Genomic DNA, 18,722 nt, shown 5'->3' with positions numbered 1-18,722 from the left:
ACGTTGCCGCGGCGAGTGGCGGATGCGAGGCTGGCCGGTGAAGCCACGTCAGGTATCTTGACGTCAAGCGAAATTGCAGGCACGCACCGACGCTCCGCCTCGCACCCCAAGGCGAGGCGTCCCCGATTCCAGGAGTCGCCGCACCCATGGCCAAGATCATCTACACGCTCACCGACGAGGCGCCGCAGCTGGCCACCTACTCCTTCCTGCCGATCGTCGAGGCCTACGCCTCGACCGCCGGCGTGGAGGTCGAGACCCGGGACATCTCGCTGGCCGGGCGCATCATCGCCAGCTTCCCCGAGCGCCTCACCGAGGAGCAGCGCATCAGCGACGCCCTCGCCGAGCTGGGCGCCCTGGCCAAGCAGCCTGAGGCCAACATCATCAAGCTGCCCAACATCAGCGCCTCGATTCCGCAGCTCAAGGCGGCCATCGCCGAGCTGCAGGAGAAGGGCTACGACCTGCCCGACTACCCCGACTCCCCGTCCACCGACGAGGAGAAGGAGGCGCGTGCCCGCTACGACAAGATCAAGGGCTCCGCGGTCAACCCGGTCCTGCGCGAGGGCAACTCCGACCGCCGCGCGCCCGCCTCGGTCAAGCAGTACGCCCGCAGCCACCCCCACTCGATGGGTGCCTGGTCGGCCGACTCCAAGACGAACGTCGCCACCATGTCGGGCGACGACTTCCGCCACAACGAGCAGTCCGTGGTGATCGAGTCCGACGACACCCTCAAGATCCAGCTGGTCGGCGAGGACGGCACCACCACCGTGCTCAAGGAGTCGACCCCGGTGCTGGCCGGTGAGGTCATCGACGCCACCGTGATGCGGGTGGCGGCGCTGCGCGAGTTCCTCGCCGCCCAGATCGCCCGCGCCAAGGACGAGGACGTCCTCTTCTCGGTGCACCTCAAGGCCACCATGATGAAGGTCTCCGACCCGCTCATCTTCGGCCACGTCGTGGAGACCTTCTTCCCCCAGCTCTTCGCCGAGTACGGCGAGCAGCTCGCGGCCGCCGGGGTCAGCTCCAGCAACGGCCTCGGAGCCCTGCTCAACGCCGCCGCGAAGCTGCCGGAGGCCGACGCCATCAAGAGCGCCGTCGACCGCGACCTCGCCCAGGGCCCGAAGCTGGCCATGGTCGACTCCGACAAGGGCATCACCAACCTGCACGTGCCCAGCGACGTGATCGTGGACGCCTCGATGCCCGCGATGATCCGCACGTCCGGCCACATGTGGGGCCCCGACGGCAACGAGGCCGACACCCTCGCGGTGATCCCGGACAGCAGCTACGCCGGCGTCTACCAGGTCGTCATCGACGACTGCCGGGCCAACGGGGCCTTCGACCCGACCACGATGGGCTCGGTCCCCAACGTCGGGCTGATGGCCCAGGCCGCGGAGGAGTACGGCAGCCATGACAAGACCTTCGAGATCCCGGCCGCCGGCACCGTCCAGGTCCTCGACGGCTCGGGCGCGGTGCTGCTCGAGCAGCAGGTCGCCCCCGGCGACATCTGGCGCGCATGCCAGACCAAGGACGTCCCGATCCGCGACTGGGTCAAGCTGGCTGTCACCCGTGCCCGCGCCACCGGCTCCCCGGCGGTGTTCTGGCTCGACGACACCCGCGCCCACGACCGCAACCTGATCGCGAAGGTGAAGCAGTACCTGCCCGAGCACGACCTGGACGGGCTGCAGATCGAGATCATGTCCCCGGTCGAGGCGACGAAGTTCTCCCTGGAGCGGATCCGCCGCGGCGAGGACACCATCTCGGTGACCGGCAACGTGCTGCGCGACTACCTCACCGACCTGTTCCCGATCCTCGAGCTCGGCACCAGCGCCAAGATGCTGTCGGTGGTCCCGCTGATCAACGGCGGCGGCCTGTTCGAGACCGGCGCCGGCGGCTCGGCCCCCAAGCACGTCCAGCAGCTGGTCAAGGAGAACCACCTGCGCTGGGACAGCCTGGGCGAGTTCCTCGCGCTGGCGGTCAGCTTCGAGCACCTGGCGCAGACCTCGGACAACGCCCGGGCGCAGATCCTGGCCGACACCCTCGACCGGGCGACGGCGACGTTCCTGAGCGAGAACAAGTCGCCCAGCCGCAAGGCGGGCCAGATCGACAACCGCGGCAGCCACTTCTACCTCGCGCTGTACTGGGCGCGCGAGCTCGCCGCCCAGAGCGACGACGCCGAGCTCGCGGCCGCCTTCGCCAAGCTCGCCGAGACCCTCGGCGAGCAGGAGGAGAAGATCAACGAGGAGCTGCTCGCCGTCCAGGGCTCGCCGGCCGACATCGGCGGCTACTACCAGCCCGACCCGGAGAAGGCCGCCGCCGTCATGCGGCCCTCGGCGACGCTGAACGCGGCGCTCGCCCAGCTGGCCTGACCCGGCCCGGCACCGGCTGATCCGACGCCCCCGTCCCGAGACCCCTGCCGGGGTCACGGGGCGGGGGCGTTCGTCATCTGCCGGCGCGGAATAGCGTCCCGGCGCCGGTGGTTGTCCAAGATCGTGCACTCCTCGACCACCGCTGCCCCGCCCGACGACCGTGACCACCTCGCGGGCGACGCCCCGGTGCGCACGCGGCACCTCGGGCTGGCCCTGCTCGCGCTGGCCACCGGCGGGTTCGCGATCGGCACGACCGAGTTCGTGACGATGGGGCTGGTCCCCGAGATCGCGGACGGGGTGGGGGTCTCCATCCCGACCAGCGGCCACGTGATCTCGGCGTACGCCCTGGGCGTCGTGGTCGGGGCCCCGTTGCTCGCGTTCCTCTTGGCCAGGCTGCCGCGCCGCGGGGTGCTGGTCGGGCTGATGGCGGCCTTCGCGGTGGGGAACGCGGCGAGCGCGCTGGCGCCCGGCTTCGCGTCGCTGGCCGTCTCCCGCTTCCTCGCCGGCCTGCCGCACGGCGCCTACTTCGGGGTGGCCTCCCTGCTGGCCGCCAGCCTGGTCGCGCCCGAGCGGCGCGGACGCGCGGTGGCCGGGGTGATGATGGGCCTGTCGGTGGCGAACGTCGCCGGGGTGCCGGCCGCCACCTGGATGGGCCAGCACCTCGGCTGGCGCTCGGCGTACTGGGCGGTGACCGTGCTCGGGGCGCTCACCGTGCTCCTGGTGCTGCTGTGCGTGCCGTCGGTGACCGGGGACCGCGCCGCCACCGGGCGCCGGGAGCTGGGCGCCCTGGCCAGGCCCCAGGTCTGGCTGACCCTGGGGGTGGGCGCGGTCGGCTTCGGCGGCATGTTCGCGGTGCTGTCCTACATCTCGCCGACGATCACCGAGGTCGGTGGCTTGGGCTCCTCCGCGGTGCCGGTCTTCCTGCTCGCCTTCGGCCTCGGGATGACCGCCGGGACCTGGCTGGGCGGCGAGCTCGCGGACTGGTCGGTGTTCCGCACGCTGCTGCTGTCGTCGGTGGCGATGGGCCTGGTCCTGCTGCTCTTCGCGCTGCTGGCGCCCTTCGGCTGGTGGGCCATCGGCGCGGTCTTCGCGGTCTCGGTGGCCGGCTCGGTGCTGGTGGTGAACCTGCAGCTGCGACTGATGGCCGTCGCCGGGGACGCCCAGACCCTGGGCGCCGCCCTCAACCACGCCTCGCTCAACCTCGCCAACGCCCTGGGCGCCTGGCTGGGCGGGCTGGTGATCGCCGCCGGGCTCGGCTACCGGGCCCCCGCGCTGGTGGGTGTGGGGCTGTCGGTGGTGGGCCTGCTGGTGCTGCTGGTCTCCGCCTGGCTGCACCAGCGTGAGCGCCGCAGCCACGCCTGAGGTGTGACCGCACGGGCGCGGGGTACCACCCTCGGCACCCACACCGACCCCAGGAGCGCCCGATGACCGGCCCCACGCTCGACGTCACCGCCCCCACGCGCCTGCTCGGAGCCGGGCTGCGCGGGGCGTTCACGGTGCTGGGAGCGCTGCGCGGACGCCTCGCCCAGGGCAGGGCGCTGCACCCGCGCGGCCAGGTCGCCGACGCGACGCTGGTGATCGAGGCCGCCGGCAGCCCGACCGGCGTCGCGCTGCTGGACCGTCCCGGCTCCCACCCGTGCCGGGTCCGGATCTCGCGCGCGGTGGGGCTGCCGGCGCCCGTCCCCGACATCTGGGGGCTCGCCATCCGCGTCCCCGACCCGGCCACCGGGCGCGAGGTGGACCTGCTGGTGGCGGGCACCGGCCTCGGCCCGGCCACACGCCACGTGCTGGTGCCGCGTCGCGCCCTCGAGGACGGGCCGCTCAGCTCGCTGCTGCCGGTCTCGACCGCCACCGGGGCGCTGCTGCTCGCCCTGACCCCCGCCGCGTCACCGGCCGGCGCCCTCCGGCGCTTCGAGCTGTCCACCTCGCGTCCGGGTGGCCCCTGGACGCGGCGAGGGTTCCTCGAGGTCGCCGAGCCCGGCGACGACGACCCGGACCTCCGCTTCGACCCGGTGCGCCACGAGCCCGCCGGCGTGCGTCAGTACGGCGTGGTGCGGCGCCTGCGCGGCCCGTCGTACCCGGACCCGTCGGAGACGGAGGGGGAATGAAACAATTCCCGCATGTCGACCGCAGCTGCCCCCGTGCCTGACCAGACCGCCACCCAGGCGGCGCCTCAGCAGGGCGCCGGCGGAGCCCGCCCCCGGGTGCTCTCCGGCATCCAGCCCACGGCCGACTCCTTCCACTTCGGCAACTACCTGGGTGCCGTGCGCCAGTGGGTCGACCTGCAGGAGGAGTACGAGCCGTTCTTCTTCATCGCGGACCTGCACGCGATCACCGTGGAGCAGGACCCCAAGGTCCTGCGCGAGCGCTGCCTGCGCTCGGCCGCCCAGCTGATCGCCGCCGGGGTGGACCCCGAGCGCTCGGCGATCTTCGTGCAGAGCCAGGTGCCCGCGCACGCCCAGCTGGGGTGGGTGCTGCAGTGCCTGACCGGGTTCGGCGAGGCGCGGCGGATGACCCAGTTCAAGGACAAGTCCGCCAAGGGCGGCGAGGGGGCGGCCAGCGTCGGGCTGTTCACCTACCCGATCCTGCAGGCGGCCGACATCCTGCTGTACCGGCCGCACTACGTGCCGGTGGGGGAGGACCAGCGCCAGCACCTCGAGCTGACCCGCGACCTCGCGCAGCGGTTCAACCACCGCTACAAGAAGACGTTCCGGCTGCCCGAGGCCTACATCCTCAAGTCGACCGCCAAGATCACCGACCTGCAGGAGCCGACCGCGAAGATGTCGAAGTCGGCGTCGTCGCCGGCCGGCATCATCGACATGCTCGACGACCCGCGGGTGAGCGCCAAGAAGATCAGGTCGGCCGTCACCGACTCCGAGGCGGTGATCCGCTTCGACCCCGAGCACAAGCCCGGCGTCAGCAACCTGCTCACGATCTACTCCGCCCTCTCCGGGCGCCCGGTGGAGGCCCTGGAGCAGCAGTACGAGGGGCACGGCTACGGAGACCTCAAGAAGGACCTCGCCGAGGTCGTCGTCGAGTTCGTGACGCCCTTCCGGGACCGCACCCTCGAGCTGCTCGACGACCGCGCGCAGCTCGACAAGGTCCTGCGCCAGGGCGCCGAGCGGGCCGGCGCGGTGGCCGAGGCCACGCTGCGCGACGTCTACGACCGGGTCGGCTTCGTGCCGCCCGCGGCACAGTAGGGTCGTCGGCGTGCCCACCATCGGAGTAGCGCTTGCCCTGCCGGAGCCCTGGGCCCAGCAGCTCCAGGACTACCGCACCTCGATCGGCGACACCACCGCGGCGAAGATCCCGACCCACATCACGCTGATCCCGCCCACCGAGGTGCCCGACGAGGACCTGGACGCGGTGGTCGCCCACCTGCGCGGCGTCTCCGAGCGTCGACACGCCTTCGAGGTCCGGCTGCGCGGCACCGGCACCTTCCGCCCGGTGTCGCCGGTGGTCTTCGTGATGGTCGCCGAGGGCATCTCCGAGTGCGAGCAGCTCGCGCTCGCCGTACGGTGCGGGCCGCTGGCCGTCGACCTGGACTTCCCCTACCACCCCCACGTGACGGTGGCGCACCACCTCGACGACGCCGCCCTGGACCAGGCGTTCAAGGAGCTGGCCGACTTCGAGTGCGTCTTCGAGGCGCGCCAGTTCCACCTCTACGTGCACGAGGACGCGGTGGGATGGCACCCGACCGAGGACTTCCCCCTCCAGGCGTCCGTCACCTCGTGCTGAACAGCTCCGGCGAGCGATGAGCGCCCTCGCCAGCCGCGCTTCCCGCTGGGTGCGGACCGCGCGGCTGCGGCGCCCCGTGGTGGACCACGCCGTGCGGATGGGCCAGCACTACGCGGCGGTGAAGGGCAACATCCTGGCCGCCAGCATCGGCTACTACGGGTTCCTGTCGTTCTTCCCGATCCTGGCGCTCTCGTTCTTCGTGGTCGGCTTCCTGTCCCGGATCTACCCCGACCTGCGCATCGAGCTGGTCCGCGCCCTGAACGACGTGCTGCCGGGGATCCTGGGCAACGGCGAGGGCGAGGTGTCGCTGGCCGACATCGAGGACGCGGCCGGTGCGGTCGGGCTGGTCGGCTTCGTGGCCGGTCTCTACACCGGGCTGGGCTGGCTCTCGGCGATGCGCAACGGGCTGCTCACGGTCTTCGAGATGCCCGCCCGGGACCAGCCCAACTTCGCGCTGGGCAAGCTGCGCGACCTGCTCACGCTGGTGGTGACCGGGACGACGCTGATCGTGAGCGTCAGCGTCTCCAGCTTCGTGCGGCGCTTCTCCGAGCAGGCCCTGGAGCTGGTCGACCTGGACCGCGAGCTGGCGCCGCTGCTGATGGTGCTGACGATCGTCGTCGGGGTCGCGGCGAGCGCGCTCCTGTTCTTCCTGCTGTTCCGGCTGCTGGCCGAGCCCCGAACGCCCCGGGTGGCGCTGTGGAAGGGCGCCCTGCTCGGCGCTGTCGGCTTCGAGCTGCTCAAGGAGCTGTCCGGGCTGCTGCTGGCAAGCACCCGCAGCGAGCCCGCCTTCCAGGCCTTCGGGATCGCCCTGATCGTGGTGGTGTGGATCAACTACTTCTCGCGGATCGTGCTGCTGGCCGCCGCCTGGGCGCACACCGCGAAGCGGGCGCGCTACCGTCGGGAGAGGGAGCACGAGCGCGAGGCCGCCCGCGTCGCAGCCACTCGGGTCGAGCTGCGCAAGCTCCCCGGACCTCGCCGGCCGTCGCTGGCCGAGCGGGGCAGGATCTTCGCGGCCGGAGCGGCCGCGACCCTGGCGCTGGTCGCCGTACTCCGTCGAAAGGAACCACCCCTGTGAAGTTCGAGCGCAAGCACGCGATCCTGCTGCTGGCCGTCGCCGTCTGGAACGTCTTCTCGTTCGGCAACTTCGCCAAGAACCTGCTCGAGGCCTACCAGGCGGGGGAGGACCGGGCAGGCGGGTACTGGGTCGCGCACAGCATCCTGATCGTGGTGAACTTCGTGATCGCCGGGCTGCTGGGCTCCCTGGGCCTCAAGGCCTGGCGCTCCACCCGCTCGGCTCGTTCTGCCTGAGCAGGCGCCGCACCCAAGACGAGAGCCGCCCGGAGTCATGGACTCCGGGCGGCTCTGGTCTGCTGCGGGACTGCTCAGAGGCCGTGCTTCATGGCCGTGCGCAGGTCCTTGTTGAGCTGGGAGATCACGTCGAGCGGGATCTCCTTGGGGCACGCGGCGGTGCACTCGCCCATGTTCGTGCAGCCACCGAATCCCTCGTGGTCGTGCTGGGCGACCATCTTCACCACGCGGGTGTCGCGCTCCGGCTGTCCCTGCGGGAGCTCACCGAGGTGGGTGATCTTCGCGCCGAGGAACAGCGAGGCCGAGCCGTTGGGGCAGGCGGCCACGCAGGCGCCGCAGGCGATGCAGGTGGCGACGTCGAACGCCCGGTCGGCGTTCTTCTTCGGCACCGGCGTGGCGTGCGCCTCGGGGGCCGCCCCGGTGTTCACCGAGATGTAGCCGCCCTGCTGGATCATCCGGTCCAGCGCGCCACGGTCGACGATGAGGTCCTTGATCACCGGGAACGCCTCGGCGCGCCAGGGTTCGATGGTGATCTCGTCGCCGTCCTTGAACGAGCGCATGTGCAGCTGGCAGGTCGTGGTGACCTCCGGGCCGTGAGCCTGGCCGTTGATCATCAGCCCGCAGGTGCCGCAGATGCCCTCGCGGCAGTCGGAGTCGAAGGCCACCGGGTCCTCGCCCTTGGCGTTGAGGTCCTCGTTGAGCACGTCGAGCATCTCGAGGAACGACATGTCCTCGGAGACCTCGTCGAGGGCGTAGGTGTGCATCTTGCCCGGCGACGAGGAGTTGGCCTGGCGCCAGATGTTGAGGGTCAGTCTCACTTGTAGCTCCGCTGCTTCATCTCGATGGCTTCGTAGACCAGGTCTTCCTTGTGCAGGACGGGCTGGCCGTCGTCGCCGCCCCACTCCCAGGCGGCGACGTAGGCGAAGTGCTCGTCGTCGCGCAGCGCCTCGCCGTCCTCGGTCTGGGACTCGGCGCGGAAGTGGCCGCCGCAGGACTCGCGCCGGTTGAGCGCGTCGATGCACATCAGCTCACCGAGCTCGATGAAGTCGGCGACGCGGCCGGCCCGCTCGAGCGACTGGTTGAGGCTGTCGGCGGTGCCGAGCACCTTGACGTTCTTCCAGAAGTCCTCCTTGAGCGCCTGGATCAGGCCGATGGCCTTCTTCAGGCCCTCCGCGGTCCGCTCCATCCCGCAGTACTCCCACATGATGTTGCCGAGCTCGCGGTGGTAGCTGTCGACGCTGCGGGTGCCGCTGGCGTTGAGGAACTGCGCGATCCGCGACTCCACCGAGGCGCGGGCCTCGAGGACGGCGGGGTGGTTCTCGTCGACCTTGGGGAACGGCGCGTCCGCGAGGTAGTCGCGGATCGTGTTGGGCAGCACGAAGTAGCCGTCGGCGAGGCCCTGCATCAGCGCCGAGGCGCCGAGGCGGTTCGCGCCGTGGTCGGAGAAGTTGGCCTCGCCGGTCACGAACAGGCCCGGGATGTTCGACTGCAGGTCGTAGTCGACCCACAGGCCGCCCATCACGTAGTGCACGGCCGGGTAGATCCGCATCGGCGAGGTGTAGGGGTCCTCACCGGTGATCCGGGCGTACATGTCGAAGAGGTTGCCGTACTTGGCCTCGACGGCGGCCTTGCCCAGCCGGCCGATGGCCTCGGCGAAGTCCAGGTAGACGCCGCGGCGCACGCCGTCGACCTCCGGGCCGACGCCGCGACCCTCGTCGCACATGTTCTTGGCCTGGCGCGAGGCGATGTCGCGGGGCACCAGGTTGCCGAAGGCCGGGTAGATCCGCTCCAGGTAGTAGTCGCGGTCCTCCTCGGGGATGTCGCGCGGGTCCTTGGTGCAGTCCTCGGCGCGCTTGGGCACCCAGATCCGTCCGTCGTTGCGCAGCGACTCGCTCATCAGCGTCAGCTTCGACTGGTGGCTGCCCGAGACCGGGATGCAGGTCGGGTGGATCTGCGTGTAGCAGGGGTTCGCCATCAGCGCGCCCTTGCGGTGCGCCCGCCAGGACGCGGTGACGTTGGAGCCCATCGCGTTGGTGGAGAGGAAGAAGACGTTGCCGTAGCCGCCGGTGGCGAGCACCACGGCGTCGGCGAGGTGCGTCTGGATCTCGCCGGTCACCATGTCGCGCGCGATGATGCCGCGAGCCTTGCCGTCGACCATCACCAGCTCGAGCATCTCGTGGCGGGTGTAGTCCTTGACGGTGCCGGCCGCCACCTGGCGCTCGAGGGCCTGGTAGGCCCCGATCAGCAGCTGCTGGCCGGTCTGGCCGCGGGCGTAGAAGGTGCGCGAGACCTGCACGCCGCCGAAGGAGCGGTTGTCGAGCAGACCGCCGTACTCGCGGGCGAACGGGACGCCCTGCGCGACGCACTGGTCGATGATGTTGACGCTCTCCTCCGCCAGCCGGTAGACGTTCGTCTCCCGGGCGCGGTAGTCACCGCCCTTGACGGTGTCGTAGAAGAGACGCTCGATGGAGTCGCCGTCCTCCTTGTAGTTCTTGGCGGCGTTGATGCCGCCCTGCGCGGCGATCGAGTGCGCGCGGCGCGGGGAGTCCTGGTAGCAGAACGACTTGACCACGTAGCCGGCCTCGCCGAGCGTCGCGGCGGCCGCGCCGCCGGCCAGGCCGGTGCCGACGATGATCACCGACATCTTGCGGCGGTTGGCCGGGTTGACCAGGCGCGCCTCGAACTTGCGCTTGTCCCACTTCTCGGGCAGGGGCCCGGCGGGTGCCTTGGTGTCGAAGATCGGTTCGCCCAGGGTGAAGTACCCGGCTGCATCAGACACGAGGTCGGAGTCCTTGAGTGTTGTCATGGCTGGAATAACCCTTAGTCAACGAGGCCGAAGACGACGGCCAGGGGCACCAGGGCGAAGCCACCGGCGATGATGACCGCGACGGCCACCCCGGCGAAGTTCGCGCGGGCGCGGGAACGGGCGGTGTTGGTGAAGCCGAGCGTCTGGGCCGCGCTCCACACGCCGTGGCGCAGGTGCATCCCCAGCGCCACCAGCGCCAGCAGGTAGATGACGGTCACCCACCACACCTGGAACGACTCCACCACGTTCAGGTACGGCGAGTCGTGCTTGCCGCCCGGATTGATGGTGTGCGTGGTCAGGTGGAGGATGTGGAACACCACGAAGAGCAGCAGCGCGACGCCGCCCCAGCGCATCATCCGCGAGGAGAGCGTGGCCGCGACGGCCTTCTTCATGACGTACTTGTTCGGTCGCGCCTTCTTCGCCCGAGCCCACAGGTGGAACGCCGAGTAGGCGTGCCCGAGGAGGGCGAGGATCAGCACGACGCGCAACGCCCACAGCAGACCGCTGTAGGGAAGCATCGGCTCCCCGAAGGTCCGCAGGTGATGGGCGTACTCGTCGAACGCCGTCTCGCCGTTGAAGACCTTGAGGTTGCCGTACATGTGCAGCAGCAGGTAGCCGATGAAGATGAGGCCGGTGACGGCCATCAGGATCTTCAGGGCCACGGTGGAGCGCGTCGACCGGCTGCTTTTTACGAGTGTCGGGGTTGCCACGTAGGTCACAGTATCGCCACTAGTCGAGTGCCCGCTCGTGGGCCGGTGTGACATACGCCTTGTTACCCGCCGGTCACCCCGGCCGTCGGCCCCACGACTCGGACTCGTGCGGAGGCTGTGCAGGGCTGTTCTATTGTGGAACCCATGACCTCTGGCTCCGAGCAGGACCGGCTCGCGCTGGCGTCACCCGAGGATCGGCACAGTGCGGCGGAGTGGGAGAAGCTGGCCGCCGCCGTGCTGCGCAAGTCGGGACGCCTGGGCACCGATGACCCCGATTCCGCAGTGTGGGACAAGCTCTCCCGCACGACCCTCGACGGGATCTCCGTCGGCCCGATCGGGACCGCCGAGACGGCCGCGGGGCTGCCCGCCCTCGGCGACGCGGGCGCGGCCCCCTTCACCCGTGGACGGGTGGTGACCCGCCCGGAGACCGGGTGGGACATCCGCGTCCAGGTGGACGGCCCGTCGGCCAAGGCGGCCAACGAGGCGGTCCTGGTCGACCTCGAGAACGGCGCCACCTCGGTGTGGGTCGCGCTCGGCGAGGGCCTGTCCGCCGACGAGCTGGGCACCGTCCTGGACGGCGTCCTGCTCGACCTCGCGCCCGTCGTGCTCGACGCCCCCGGCGACCCGCTGGGCGCCGCCGAGGCGCTCGTCGCCGTACTGCGCGAGCGCGGCCTGGAACCGGCCGAGGGCACGAACCTGGGGGTGGACCCGGTCGCCGCCGCTCTGCGCGGCACCGGTGCGGGCGACCTCTCGGTCCTCGCCCGCGCGGCGGAGCTCGCTCGCGGCGCCGGTGTGCTCGGGCTCGTGGTCGACGCGAGCGCCGTGCACGACCTCGGCGCCTCCGACGGCCAGGAGCTCGGTTACAGCCTCGCCGTCGGCGCGGCGTACCTGCGCGCCCTGGAGGCCGCCGGGATCGGCGTCGACGAGGCGCTCGGCCTGATCGAGTTCCGCTACGCCGCCACCGACGAGCAGTTCCCCACCATCGCCAAGCTCCGCGCCGCTCGCCGGCTGTGGGCCCGGGTGGCCGAGCTCAGCGGCGCGTCCCCGGACGCCGGCGGGCAGCGCCAGCACGTGGTGACCAGCCGCCCGATGATGAGCAAGTACGACCCCTGGGTCAACATGCTGCGCACCACCGTGGCGACCTTCTCCGCCGGCATCGGCGGGGCCGAGGCGATCACCGTGCTGCCCTTCGACTCGACCCTCGGCGTGCCCGACGAGTTCGGCCGGCGCATCGCGCGCAACACCTCCTCCCTGCTGATCTGGGAGTCGCACGTGGCCAAGGTGACCGACGCCGCCGGTGGTGCCTACGCGGTGGAGAAGCTGACCGACGACCTGGCCCGCGCGGCCTGGGAGGAGCTCGGCCGCATCGAGGAGGCCGGCGGCATCGAGGCCGCGCTGGCCGACGGGTCCCTGCGCGCCCGCATCGACGAGGTGGTGGCCAAGCGAGACGCCGACATCGCGCGCCGCAAGCGGCCGATCACCGGCGTCAGCGAGTTCCCCAACCTCGACGAGGTGCTGCCCGAGCGCCAGCCCAGCCCGGCCGCGGACGCGGTGCGCCGCTACGCCGCGCCGTTCGAGGCGCTGCGCGACGAGCCGGCGAGCACGCCGGTCTTCCTGGCGACGATGGGCACGATCGCGTCGCACACCGCACGCGCCACCTTCGCCACCAACCTGTTCGCCGCCGGAGGCATCCGGGTGGCGCAGGCCGGAGCGACCCAGGGGGTCGCCGACGTGCTGGCCGCCTACGCCGGGCAGCCGGTGGTGTGCCTGGCCGGCGCCGACAAGACCTACGCCGCCTGGGCCGGCGAGCTGGTGCCCGCGCTGCGCGAGGCCGGAGCCCGCTGGGTGGTCCTGGCAGGCAAGCCCGAGGCCGTCGGAGACGGGCTCGCGGTCGACGACAGTTGTTCCATCGGGGTGGACGCGCTCGCGTTCCTCACCCGGACGAGAGGCAAGCTGGCATGAGCATTCCGAAGAGCTTCGCGGGTCTGCCGCTCGAGGGTGAGCGGGCCGTCACCGGCTCGGCCGGGGAGAAGCCGGCCGTCGAGCCGGGGACCTCCCCCTGGCCCTCCCCGGAGGGCATCGACATCCTGCCGGTCTACGGCCCCGAGCACCTCGAGGGCCTGGACGCCCTCGACACCTGGCCGGGCCTGAGCCCGTTCCTGCGCGGTCCCTACCCGACGATGTACACCACGCAGCCGTGGACCGTGCGCCAGTACGCCGGCTTCTCGACCGCGGAGGAGTCCAACGCCTTCTACCGCCGCAACCTCGCGGCCGGCCAGAAGGGGCTCAGCGTCGCGTTCGACCTGGCCACCCACCGCGGTTACGACTCCGACCACCCCCGGGTGCGCGGCGACGTGGGCATGGCGGGCGTGGCCATCGACTCCATCTACGACGCGCGCACCCTCTTCGAGGGCATCCCGCTCGACGAGATGTCGGTGTCGATGACGATGAACGGCGCGGTGCTGCCGGTCCTCGCCCTCTACATCGTGGCGGCCGAGGAGCAGGGGGTGAAGCCGGAGCAGCTCACGGGGACCATCCAGAACGACATCCTCAAGGAGTTCATGGTCCGCAACACCTACATCTACCCGCCGCTGCCGTCGATGCGGATCATCTCCGACATCTTCGCCTACACCTCGGCGAAGATGCCGCGCTTCAACTCGATCTCGATCTCCGGCTACCACATCCAGGAGGCCGGGGCGACCGCCGACCTCGAGCTCGCCTACACGCTCGCCGACGGTGTCGAGTACATCCGGGCCGGGCTGGCCGCGGGCCTGGACATCGACAAGTTCGCTCCCCGGCTGAGCTTCTTCTGGGCGATCGGGATGAACTTCTTCATGGAGGTCGCCAAGATGCGCGCGGCCCGCGCCCTGTGGGCCCGGCTGGTGCGCGAGTTCGACCCGAAGAACCCCAAGTCGCTGAGCCTGCGCACCCACAGCCAGACCTCCGGGTGGTCGCTGACCGCCCAGGACGTGTTCAACAACGTCCAGCGGACCGCGATCGAGGCGATGGCCGCGACTCAGGGCCACACCCAGTCGCTGCACACCAACGCCCTCGACGAGGCGATCGCGCTGCCGACCGACTTCTCGGCCCGCATCGCGCGCAACACCCAGCTGCTGCTGCAGCAGGAGTCGGGCACCACCGGGGTCATCGACCCCTGGGCCGGCTCCTACTACGTGGAGCGGCTCACCCACGACCTCGCCGAGAAGGCGTGGGCGCACATCCAGGAGGCCGAGGCCGCCGGCGGGATGGCGAAGGCGATCGAGCAGGGCATCCCGAAGCTGCGCATCGAGGAGGCCGCCGCGCGCACCCAGGCGCGCATCGACTCCGGGGCGCAGAAGGTGATCGGGGTCAACACCTACCGCCCGGCCGCGGAGGACAAGCTCGACGTGCTGCGCGTCGACAACGACGACGTCTACCGCCAGCAGGTCGCCAAGCTGGAGCGGCTGCGTGCCGAGCGCGACGACGACGAGGTGCGCCGCACCCTGGACGCGCTGACCGCCTCCGCCGCGGCCGGGCACCAGGAGGGTGGCTCGCTGGACGGCAACCTGCTCAAGCTGGCCGTGGACGCCGCCCGGGCGAAGGCGACGGTGGGGGAGATCTCCGAGGCGCTGGAGAAGGTCTACGGGCGTCACCAGGCGGTGATCCGTACGATCAGTGGCGTGTACCGCGACGCATCCTCCGACGCCGGCGACGGCAAGCTCGCCGCCGTGCAGGAGGCGACCGCCAAGTTCGAGGAGCAGGAGGGCCGCCGCCCCCGCATCCTGGTGGCCAAGATGGGCCAGGACGGCCACGACCGCGGCCAGAAGGTCGTGGTGACCGCCTTCGCCGACATGGGCTTCGACGTCGACGTGGGGCCGCTCTTCTCGACCCCCGAGGAGGTCGCGCAGCAGGCGATCGACGCCGACGTGCACATCGTCGGGGTCTCGTCGCTGGCCGCCGGCCACCTCACGCTGCTGCCTGCGTTGAAGGCAGCCCTGGCCGAGCAGGGCCGACCGGACATCATGATCGTCATCGGCGGCGTCATCCCGCCCGACGACGTGCAGACGCTCAAGGACATGGGCGCCGCCGCGGTCTTCCTGCCCGGTACGGTCATCGCCGAGGCCGGTCTCGACCTGCTCGAGAAGCTGTCTGCGCAGCTCGCGGACTGATGGCGGGCGACAGCCCCGCCCGGCGCTCGCGCGCCGTCGACGTGGCAGCGCTCCGCACGGGGATCCGTGCGGGGCGCCGCGCCGACGTGTCACGGGCGATCACCCTGGTGGAGTCCTCGCGCGTCGACCACCGCGCCGCCGCGCGTGAGCTCCTCGCGGAGCTCACCCCGGACGCCGGGGGTGCGATCCGGGTCGGCATCTCGGGGGTGCCCGGGGTCGGCAAGTCCACGTTCATCGAGGCGCTGGGCAGCGAGCTGACCGCGGCGGGCAAGCGGGTCGGGGTGCTCGCCGTCGACCCGTCCTCGGTACGCACCGGCGGCTCCGTGCTCGGCGACAAGACCCGGATGGCCCGGCTGGGCGCGGACCCGAACGCCTACATCCGCCCCTCGCCGTCGGCCGGCACGCTCGGCGGCGTCGCCCGGGCGACCACCCAGGCGATGATCGTGCTCGAGGCCGCCGGCTACGACGTGGTGCTCGTCGAGACCGTCGGCGTCGGCCAGTCGGAGGTGACCGTGGCCGGCATGGTCGACACGTTCCTCTTCCTGACCCTGGCGCGCACCGGCGACCAGCTGCAGGGGATCAAGAAGGGCATCCTGGAGATCGCGGACGTGATCGCGGTCAACAAGGCGGACGGCGACCGCGAGGCCGAGGCGCGCGGGGCCGCCCGTGAGCTGGCCGGTGCGCTGCGGCTCGTGCACGGCAAGGGGGAGTGGGCGCCGCCGGTGGTGACCTGCTCGGCCCTGGAGGGCACCGGCGTCCCCGAGCTCTGGGAGCGGGTGCTGGCGCACCGCGACCACCTGGGGGAGCGGGGGCTGGCCCGCAAGCGGGCCGGCCAGCAGCTGGAGTTCACCTGGGCGCTGGTCCGTGACGAGCTCGACCAGCGGCTGCGGCGCTCGGCCGCGGTGGCCGCGGTGCGCGAGGAGATCCGCGGGGCCGTGCTGGCCGGCGAGATGGCCGCCCCCGAGGCGGCGGACCGGATCCTCGCGGCCTACGACGGCTGACCGCCGGGTCGGCGTTGTCATCGCCACACGCCGTTGGTTTCTCCTTGCCTCCTGCATGTCACTAGGCTGGGAGGTGATGGCAGCCCTCTTCCCGATCCGCTCTGGTGCGACCGCGATGGTCGACGCCGTCATCGGGGACCTGCACGACGAGCTGATCGACTTCCGTCGTGACCTGCACGCGCACCCGGAGCTGTCGTGGCACGAGGAGCGCACGACCCGTCTGGTGGCCGAGCGCCTCGAGAAGGCCGGGGTCGAGGTCTCGCTGCTGCCGCGCAGCGGCCTGACCGCCGACATCGGCACCGGCGGCCCCCTGGTCGCGTTGCGCGCGGACCTCGACGCGCTGCCGGTCGAGGACCGCACCGGGGACCCGTGGGCGAGCACCGTGCCCGGTGTCGCCCACGCCTGCGGGCACGACGTCCATGTCACCGGCCTGCTCGGCGCCGGGCTGGCGCTCGCCGCCACCCACGCCGCGGGCCTGCTGCCCGGACGGGTCCGGCTGGTGTTCCAGCCGGCCGAGGAGGTGATGCCCGGCGGCGCCCTGGACGTGCTGGCCCAAGGCCGGCTCGACGACGTCGACCGGATCTTCGGTCTGCACTGCGACCCCAGCCTCGACGTCGGCGTGGTGGGACTGCGCGAGGGACCACTGACCGGCGCAGCCGACGCAGTCGACGTGCGGCTCAGCGGCAAGGGCGGCCACACCTCGCGGCCCCACCTGACCGAGGACCTCACCTTCGCGCTCGGCAAGCTGGTCACCGAGCTCCCCGCCATCCTGTCGCGACGCCTGGACCCCCGGGCCGGCGCGAGCGTGGTCTGGGGCCTGGTGCGCGCCGGTGCGGCACGCAACGTCATCCCGGCCTCCGGGCGGGTCTCCGGCACGGTGCGGATGCTCGACGCCGTGGCCTGGGGGGAGGCGGAGCGGCTGGTGCGCGAGGCGGTCGACCAGATCATCGCGCCCTACGGCGTGAGCGCCGAGGTGACCTACCAGCGTGGTGTCCCGCCGGTGGTCAACGAGCCCGACTCGACGCGGATGCTCGGCCATGCGGTCGAGCTCGTGCTCGGCGCAGCCGGTCGCGTGCCGACCCAGCAGAGCCTGGGCGGCGAGGACTTCGGCTGGTACCTCGACCGGGTCCCGGGCGCGATGGCCCGGCTCGGCACCCGCACCCCCGGGGGCGCCTCCTACGACCTGCACCAAGGCGACCTGCGCATCGACGAGCGCGCCGTCCCGATCGCCGCCCGAGTGCTCGCGAACGCGGGCCTGGCCGGTGTCGGAACCGATCTTCGGCAGTGACCTGCGCCACCACGTCAGAGCCCCCCACGCGGGCGGACGACCGGGGAAGATAACCGGTCGGTAACGTTTATTGCAAGTCATCTGGTCCGCCAGCGGACACGCCTCGGGGAGGCTTACTGTTCTCACGGGTTTCGTCGGCTGGCGGAGCCGATACGGAACTGAGGAGGAGTCTTGCGCAAGCTTCGCAGGATTACGCTGGTCGTCGCGGCGAGCACGTTGGCACTGACCGGCTGTGGTGGTGGCGGCGACGACGACACCAAGGAGGCCAAGGGCTCCAAGGGTGGCGACGAGGCGGTCTGCAAGACCGCCGACGGTGACGGCCCCAAGATCGGCGTCGCCTACGACGTCGGTGGCCGTGGCGACCAGTCGTTCAACGACGCCGCCTACACCGGTCTGGAGAAGGCCGTCGAGGAGCTCGACGCCACCTGTGTCGAGGCCGAGGCCGGCACCGGCGAGACCGACACCATCCGCGGCAACCGCCTGCGGACGCTGGCCGAGCAGGGCTTCAACCCGATCATCGCCGTCGGCTACATCTACTCGCCGGCCGCCGCCGAGGTCGCCGCCGAGTTCCCGGACACGAACTTCGCCGTCATCGACGGCTTCGCCAGCTCGGTCGCCCCGGCCGACAACCTGGCCGACCTGACCTTCGCGGACAACGAGGGCTCCTACCTCGTCGGCGTGGCCGCCGCGCTCAAGAGCGAGGCCAAGCACGTCGGGTTCATCGGCGGCACGCCCGGTGACCTGATCAAGGGCTTCGAGGCCGGCTACGTCGCCGGTGTCAAGGCGGTCGACCCGCAGATGAAGGTCGAGGTCCAGTACCTGACCCAGGACCCGGACGACGGTGAGGGCGGCTTCGAGAACTCGCCCGGTGCGCGCACCGCTGCCGAGGGCATGCTCGACAAGGGCGTCGACGTGATCTACCACGCCGCCGGCAAGTCGGGCCTCGGCCTCTTCCAGGCCGTCGCCGGCCAGGACGGCAAGTGGGCCATCGGCGTCGACTCCGACCAGTACCTCACTGCCTCGGACGACCAGAAGGCGCACATCCTGACCTCGATGCTCAAGCGCATCGACACCGGTGTCTTCGACTTCGCCCAGGCGGTCGCCAACGACGAGGTGCCCAACGGCTTCGTGAAGTACGACCTCTCCAAGGAGGGTGTCGGCTACTCGACCTCCGGCGGCTTCGTGGACGACATCGCCGAGCAGATCGACGGCTACAGCGAGAAGATCGCCAACGGCGAGATCAAGGTTCCCACGGCACCCTGATCGTGCGCACCACCTTGCGGGCTCTTGCCCCGTGAGTTCCGGGCCCGGATCGGCCATCCCCCGCGGGCCGGTCCGGGCCCATCTGCGTCCAGCGGCAGCG

At 71.4% G+C, this 18,722-nt stretch carries 15 protein-coding genes; 12 read left to right on the top strand and 3 right to left on the bottom strand.

Annotation, left to right across the window (positions count from 1 at the left end; translation table 11 throughout):
• Nucleotides 1–146: 146 nt before the first annotated feature.
• The 7 genes from AC6EI4_RS03680 to AC6EI4_RS03650 all read left to right on the top strand — a co-directional run bounded on the left by AC6EI4_RS03680 (nt 147) and on the right by AC6EI4_RS03650 (nt 7,406).
• On the top strand, nt 147–2,360 hold the full coding sequence (locus tag AC6EI4_RS03680; protein ID WP_498423499.1) for an NADP-dependent isocitrate dehydrogenase: 2,214 nt from the start codon (nt 147–149) through the stop codon (nt 2,358–2,360).
• A gap of 111 nt (nt 2,361–2,471) precedes the next feature.
• On the top strand, nt 2,472–3,722 hold the full coding sequence (locus AC6EI4_RS03675) for an MFS transporter (protein WP_498450611.1): 1,251 nt from the start codon (nt 2,472–2,474) through the stop codon (nt 3,720–3,722).
• Between the two features lie 62 nt (nt 3,723–3,784).
• Nucleotides 3,785–4,468, top strand: coding sequence for a hypothetical protein (locus AC6EI4_RS03670; protein ID WP_498450610.1), 684 nt, complete (start codon nt 3,785–3,787; stop codon nt 4,466–4,468).
• A 12-nt stretch (nt 4,469–4,480) separates the two neighbouring features.
• Nucleotides 4,481–5,560, top strand: a complete 1,080-nt coding sequence (gene trpS / locus AC6EI4_RS03665; RefSeq protein WP_498423494.1) for a tryptophan--tRNA ligase — start codon at nt 4,481–4,483, stop codon at nt 5,558–5,560.
• Between the two features lie 10 nt (nt 5,561–5,570).
• On the top strand, nt 5,571–6,098 hold the full coding sequence (locus tag AC6EI4_RS03660) for a 2'-5' RNA ligase family protein (protein WP_498423492.1): 528 nt from the start codon (nt 5,571–5,573) through the stop codon (nt 6,096–6,098).
• A gap of 16 nt (nt 6,099–6,114) precedes the next feature.
• A complete protein-coding gene (locus AC6EI4_RS03655; protein WP_498450609.1) occupies nt 6,115–7,173 on the top strand; it encodes a YhjD/YihY/BrkB family envelope integrity protein in 1,059 nt (352 codons plus the stop codon).
• Nucleotides 7,170–7,406, top strand: coding sequence for an SCO4848 family membrane protein (locus tag AC6EI4_RS03650; RefSeq protein ID WP_498423488.1), 237 nt, complete (start codon nt 7,170–7,172; stop codon nt 7,404–7,406). Before AC6EI4_RS03655 ends, AC6EI4_RS03650 begins: the two co-directional genes overlap by 4 nt.
• A 74-nt stretch (nt 7,407–7,480) precedes the next feature.
• Here AC6EI4_RS03650 and AC6EI4_RS03645 read toward each other — a convergent pair whose 3' ends face one another.
• The 3 genes from AC6EI4_RS03645 to AC6EI4_RS03635 are packed head-to-tail and all read right to left on the bottom strand — an operon-like array spanning nt 7,481 to nt 10,922.
• Nucleotides 7,481–8,224, bottom strand: a complete 744-nt coding sequence (locus AC6EI4_RS03645; RefSeq protein ID WP_498423487.1) for a succinate dehydrogenase/fumarate reductase iron-sulfur subunit — start codon at nt 8,222–8,224, stop codon at nt 7,481–7,483.
• Nucleotides 8,221–10,212: a fumarate reductase/succinate dehydrogenase flavoprotein subunit gene (locus AC6EI4_RS03640; RefSeq protein WP_498423485.1), complete on the bottom strand. Its 1,992-nt coding sequence runs from the start codon at nt 10,210–10,212 to the stop codon at nt 8,221–8,223. Before AC6EI4_RS03640 ends, AC6EI4_RS03645 begins: the two co-directional genes overlap by 4 nt.
• Nucleotides 10,213–10,226: 14 nt before the next feature.
• On the bottom strand, nt 10,227–10,922 hold the full coding sequence (locus AC6EI4_RS03635) for a succinate dehydrogenase cytochrome b subunit (RefSeq protein WP_498450608.1): 696 nt from the start codon (nt 10,920–10,922) through the stop codon (nt 10,227–10,229).
• 144 nt (nt 10,923–11,066) lie between these two features.
• Between AC6EI4_RS03635 and AC6EI4_RS03630 the strand changes: the two genes are divergently transcribed.
• From AC6EI4_RS03630 to AC6EI4_RS03610, 5 genes are all read left to right on the top strand, one after another.
• Nucleotides 11,067–12,884 (top strand): methylmalonyl-CoA mutase family protein, encoded by a 1,818-nt coding sequence (locus AC6EI4_RS03630; RefSeq protein ID WP_498450607.1) that lies wholly within the window; start codon nt 11,067–11,069, stop codon nt 12,882–12,884.
• Complete coding sequence (gene scpA, locus AC6EI4_RS03625) at nt 12,881–15,070, top strand: methylmalonyl-CoA mutase (RefSeq protein ID WP_498423481.1); 2,190 nt, start codon at nt 12,881–12,883, stop codon at nt 15,068–15,070. The genes AC6EI4_RS03630 and scpA overlap by 4 nt, the downstream gene beginning before the upstream one ends.
• The gene (gene meaB, locus AC6EI4_RS03620) at nt 15,070–16,071 is read left to right on the top strand and encodes a methylmalonyl Co-A mutase-associated GTPase MeaB (RefSeq protein WP_498423480.1); all 1,002 of its coding nucleotides are present in this window, start codon (nt 15,070–15,072) and stop codon (nt 16,069–16,071) included. The genes scpA and meaB overlap by 1 nt, the downstream gene beginning before the upstream one ends.
• A 76-nt stretch (nt 16,072–16,147) precedes the next feature.
• Nucleotides 16,148–17,359, top strand: a complete 1,212-nt coding sequence (locus tag AC6EI4_RS03615) for an amidohydrolase (protein ID WP_498423479.1) — start codon at nt 16,148–16,150, stop codon at nt 17,357–17,359.
• Between the two features lie 171 nt (nt 17,360–17,530).
• Nucleotides 17,531–18,622, top strand: a complete 1,092-nt coding sequence (locus AC6EI4_RS03610; RefSeq protein ID WP_498423477.1) for a BMP family lipoprotein — start codon at nt 17,531–17,533, stop codon at nt 18,620–18,622.
• The last annotated feature ends 100 nt before the right edge of the window (nt 18,623–18,722 follow it).

The sequence above is a fragment of the Nocardioides sp. Z43_10 genome (assembly GCF_059766615.1).
This window is presented reverse-complemented; position numbering and strand designations above follow the sequence as displayed.

Coding starts and splice junctions, on each gene's coding strand:
- AC6EI4_RS03670 (WP_498450610.1), top strand. CDS start 3,785: ATGACCGGCCCCACGCTCGACGTCACCGCCCCCACGCGCCTGCTCGGA.
- AC6EI4_RS03640 (WP_498423485.1), bottom strand. CDS start 10,212: ATGACAACACTCAAGGACTCCGACCTCGTGTCTGATGCAGCCGGGTAC.
- meaB (WP_498423480.1), top strand. CDS start 15,070: ATGGCGGGCGACAGCCCCGCCCGGCGCTCGCGCGCCGTCGACGTGGCA.
- AC6EI4_RS03655 (WP_498450609.1), top strand. CDS start 6,115: ATGAGCGCCCTCGCCAGCCGCGCTTCCCGCTGGGTGCGGACCGCGCGG.
- AC6EI4_RS03680 (WP_498423499.1), top strand. CDS start 147: ATGGCCAAGATCATCTACACGCTCACCGACGAGGCGCCGCAGCTGGCC.
- trpS (WP_498423494.1), top strand. CDS start 4,481: ATGTCGACCGCAGCTGCCCCCGTGCCTGACCAGACCGCCACCCAGGCG.
- AC6EI4_RS03615 (WP_498423479.1), top strand. CDS start 16,148: ATGGCAGCCCTCTTCCCGATCCGCTCTGGTGCGACCGCGATGGTCGAC.
- AC6EI4_RS03630 (WP_498450607.1), top strand. CDS start 11,067: ATGACCTCTGGCTCCGAGCAGGACCGGCTCGCGCTGGCGTCACCCGAG.
- scpA (WP_498423481.1), top strand. CDS start 12,881: ATGAGCATTCCGAAGAGCTTCGCGGGTCTGCCGCTCGAGGGTGAGCGG.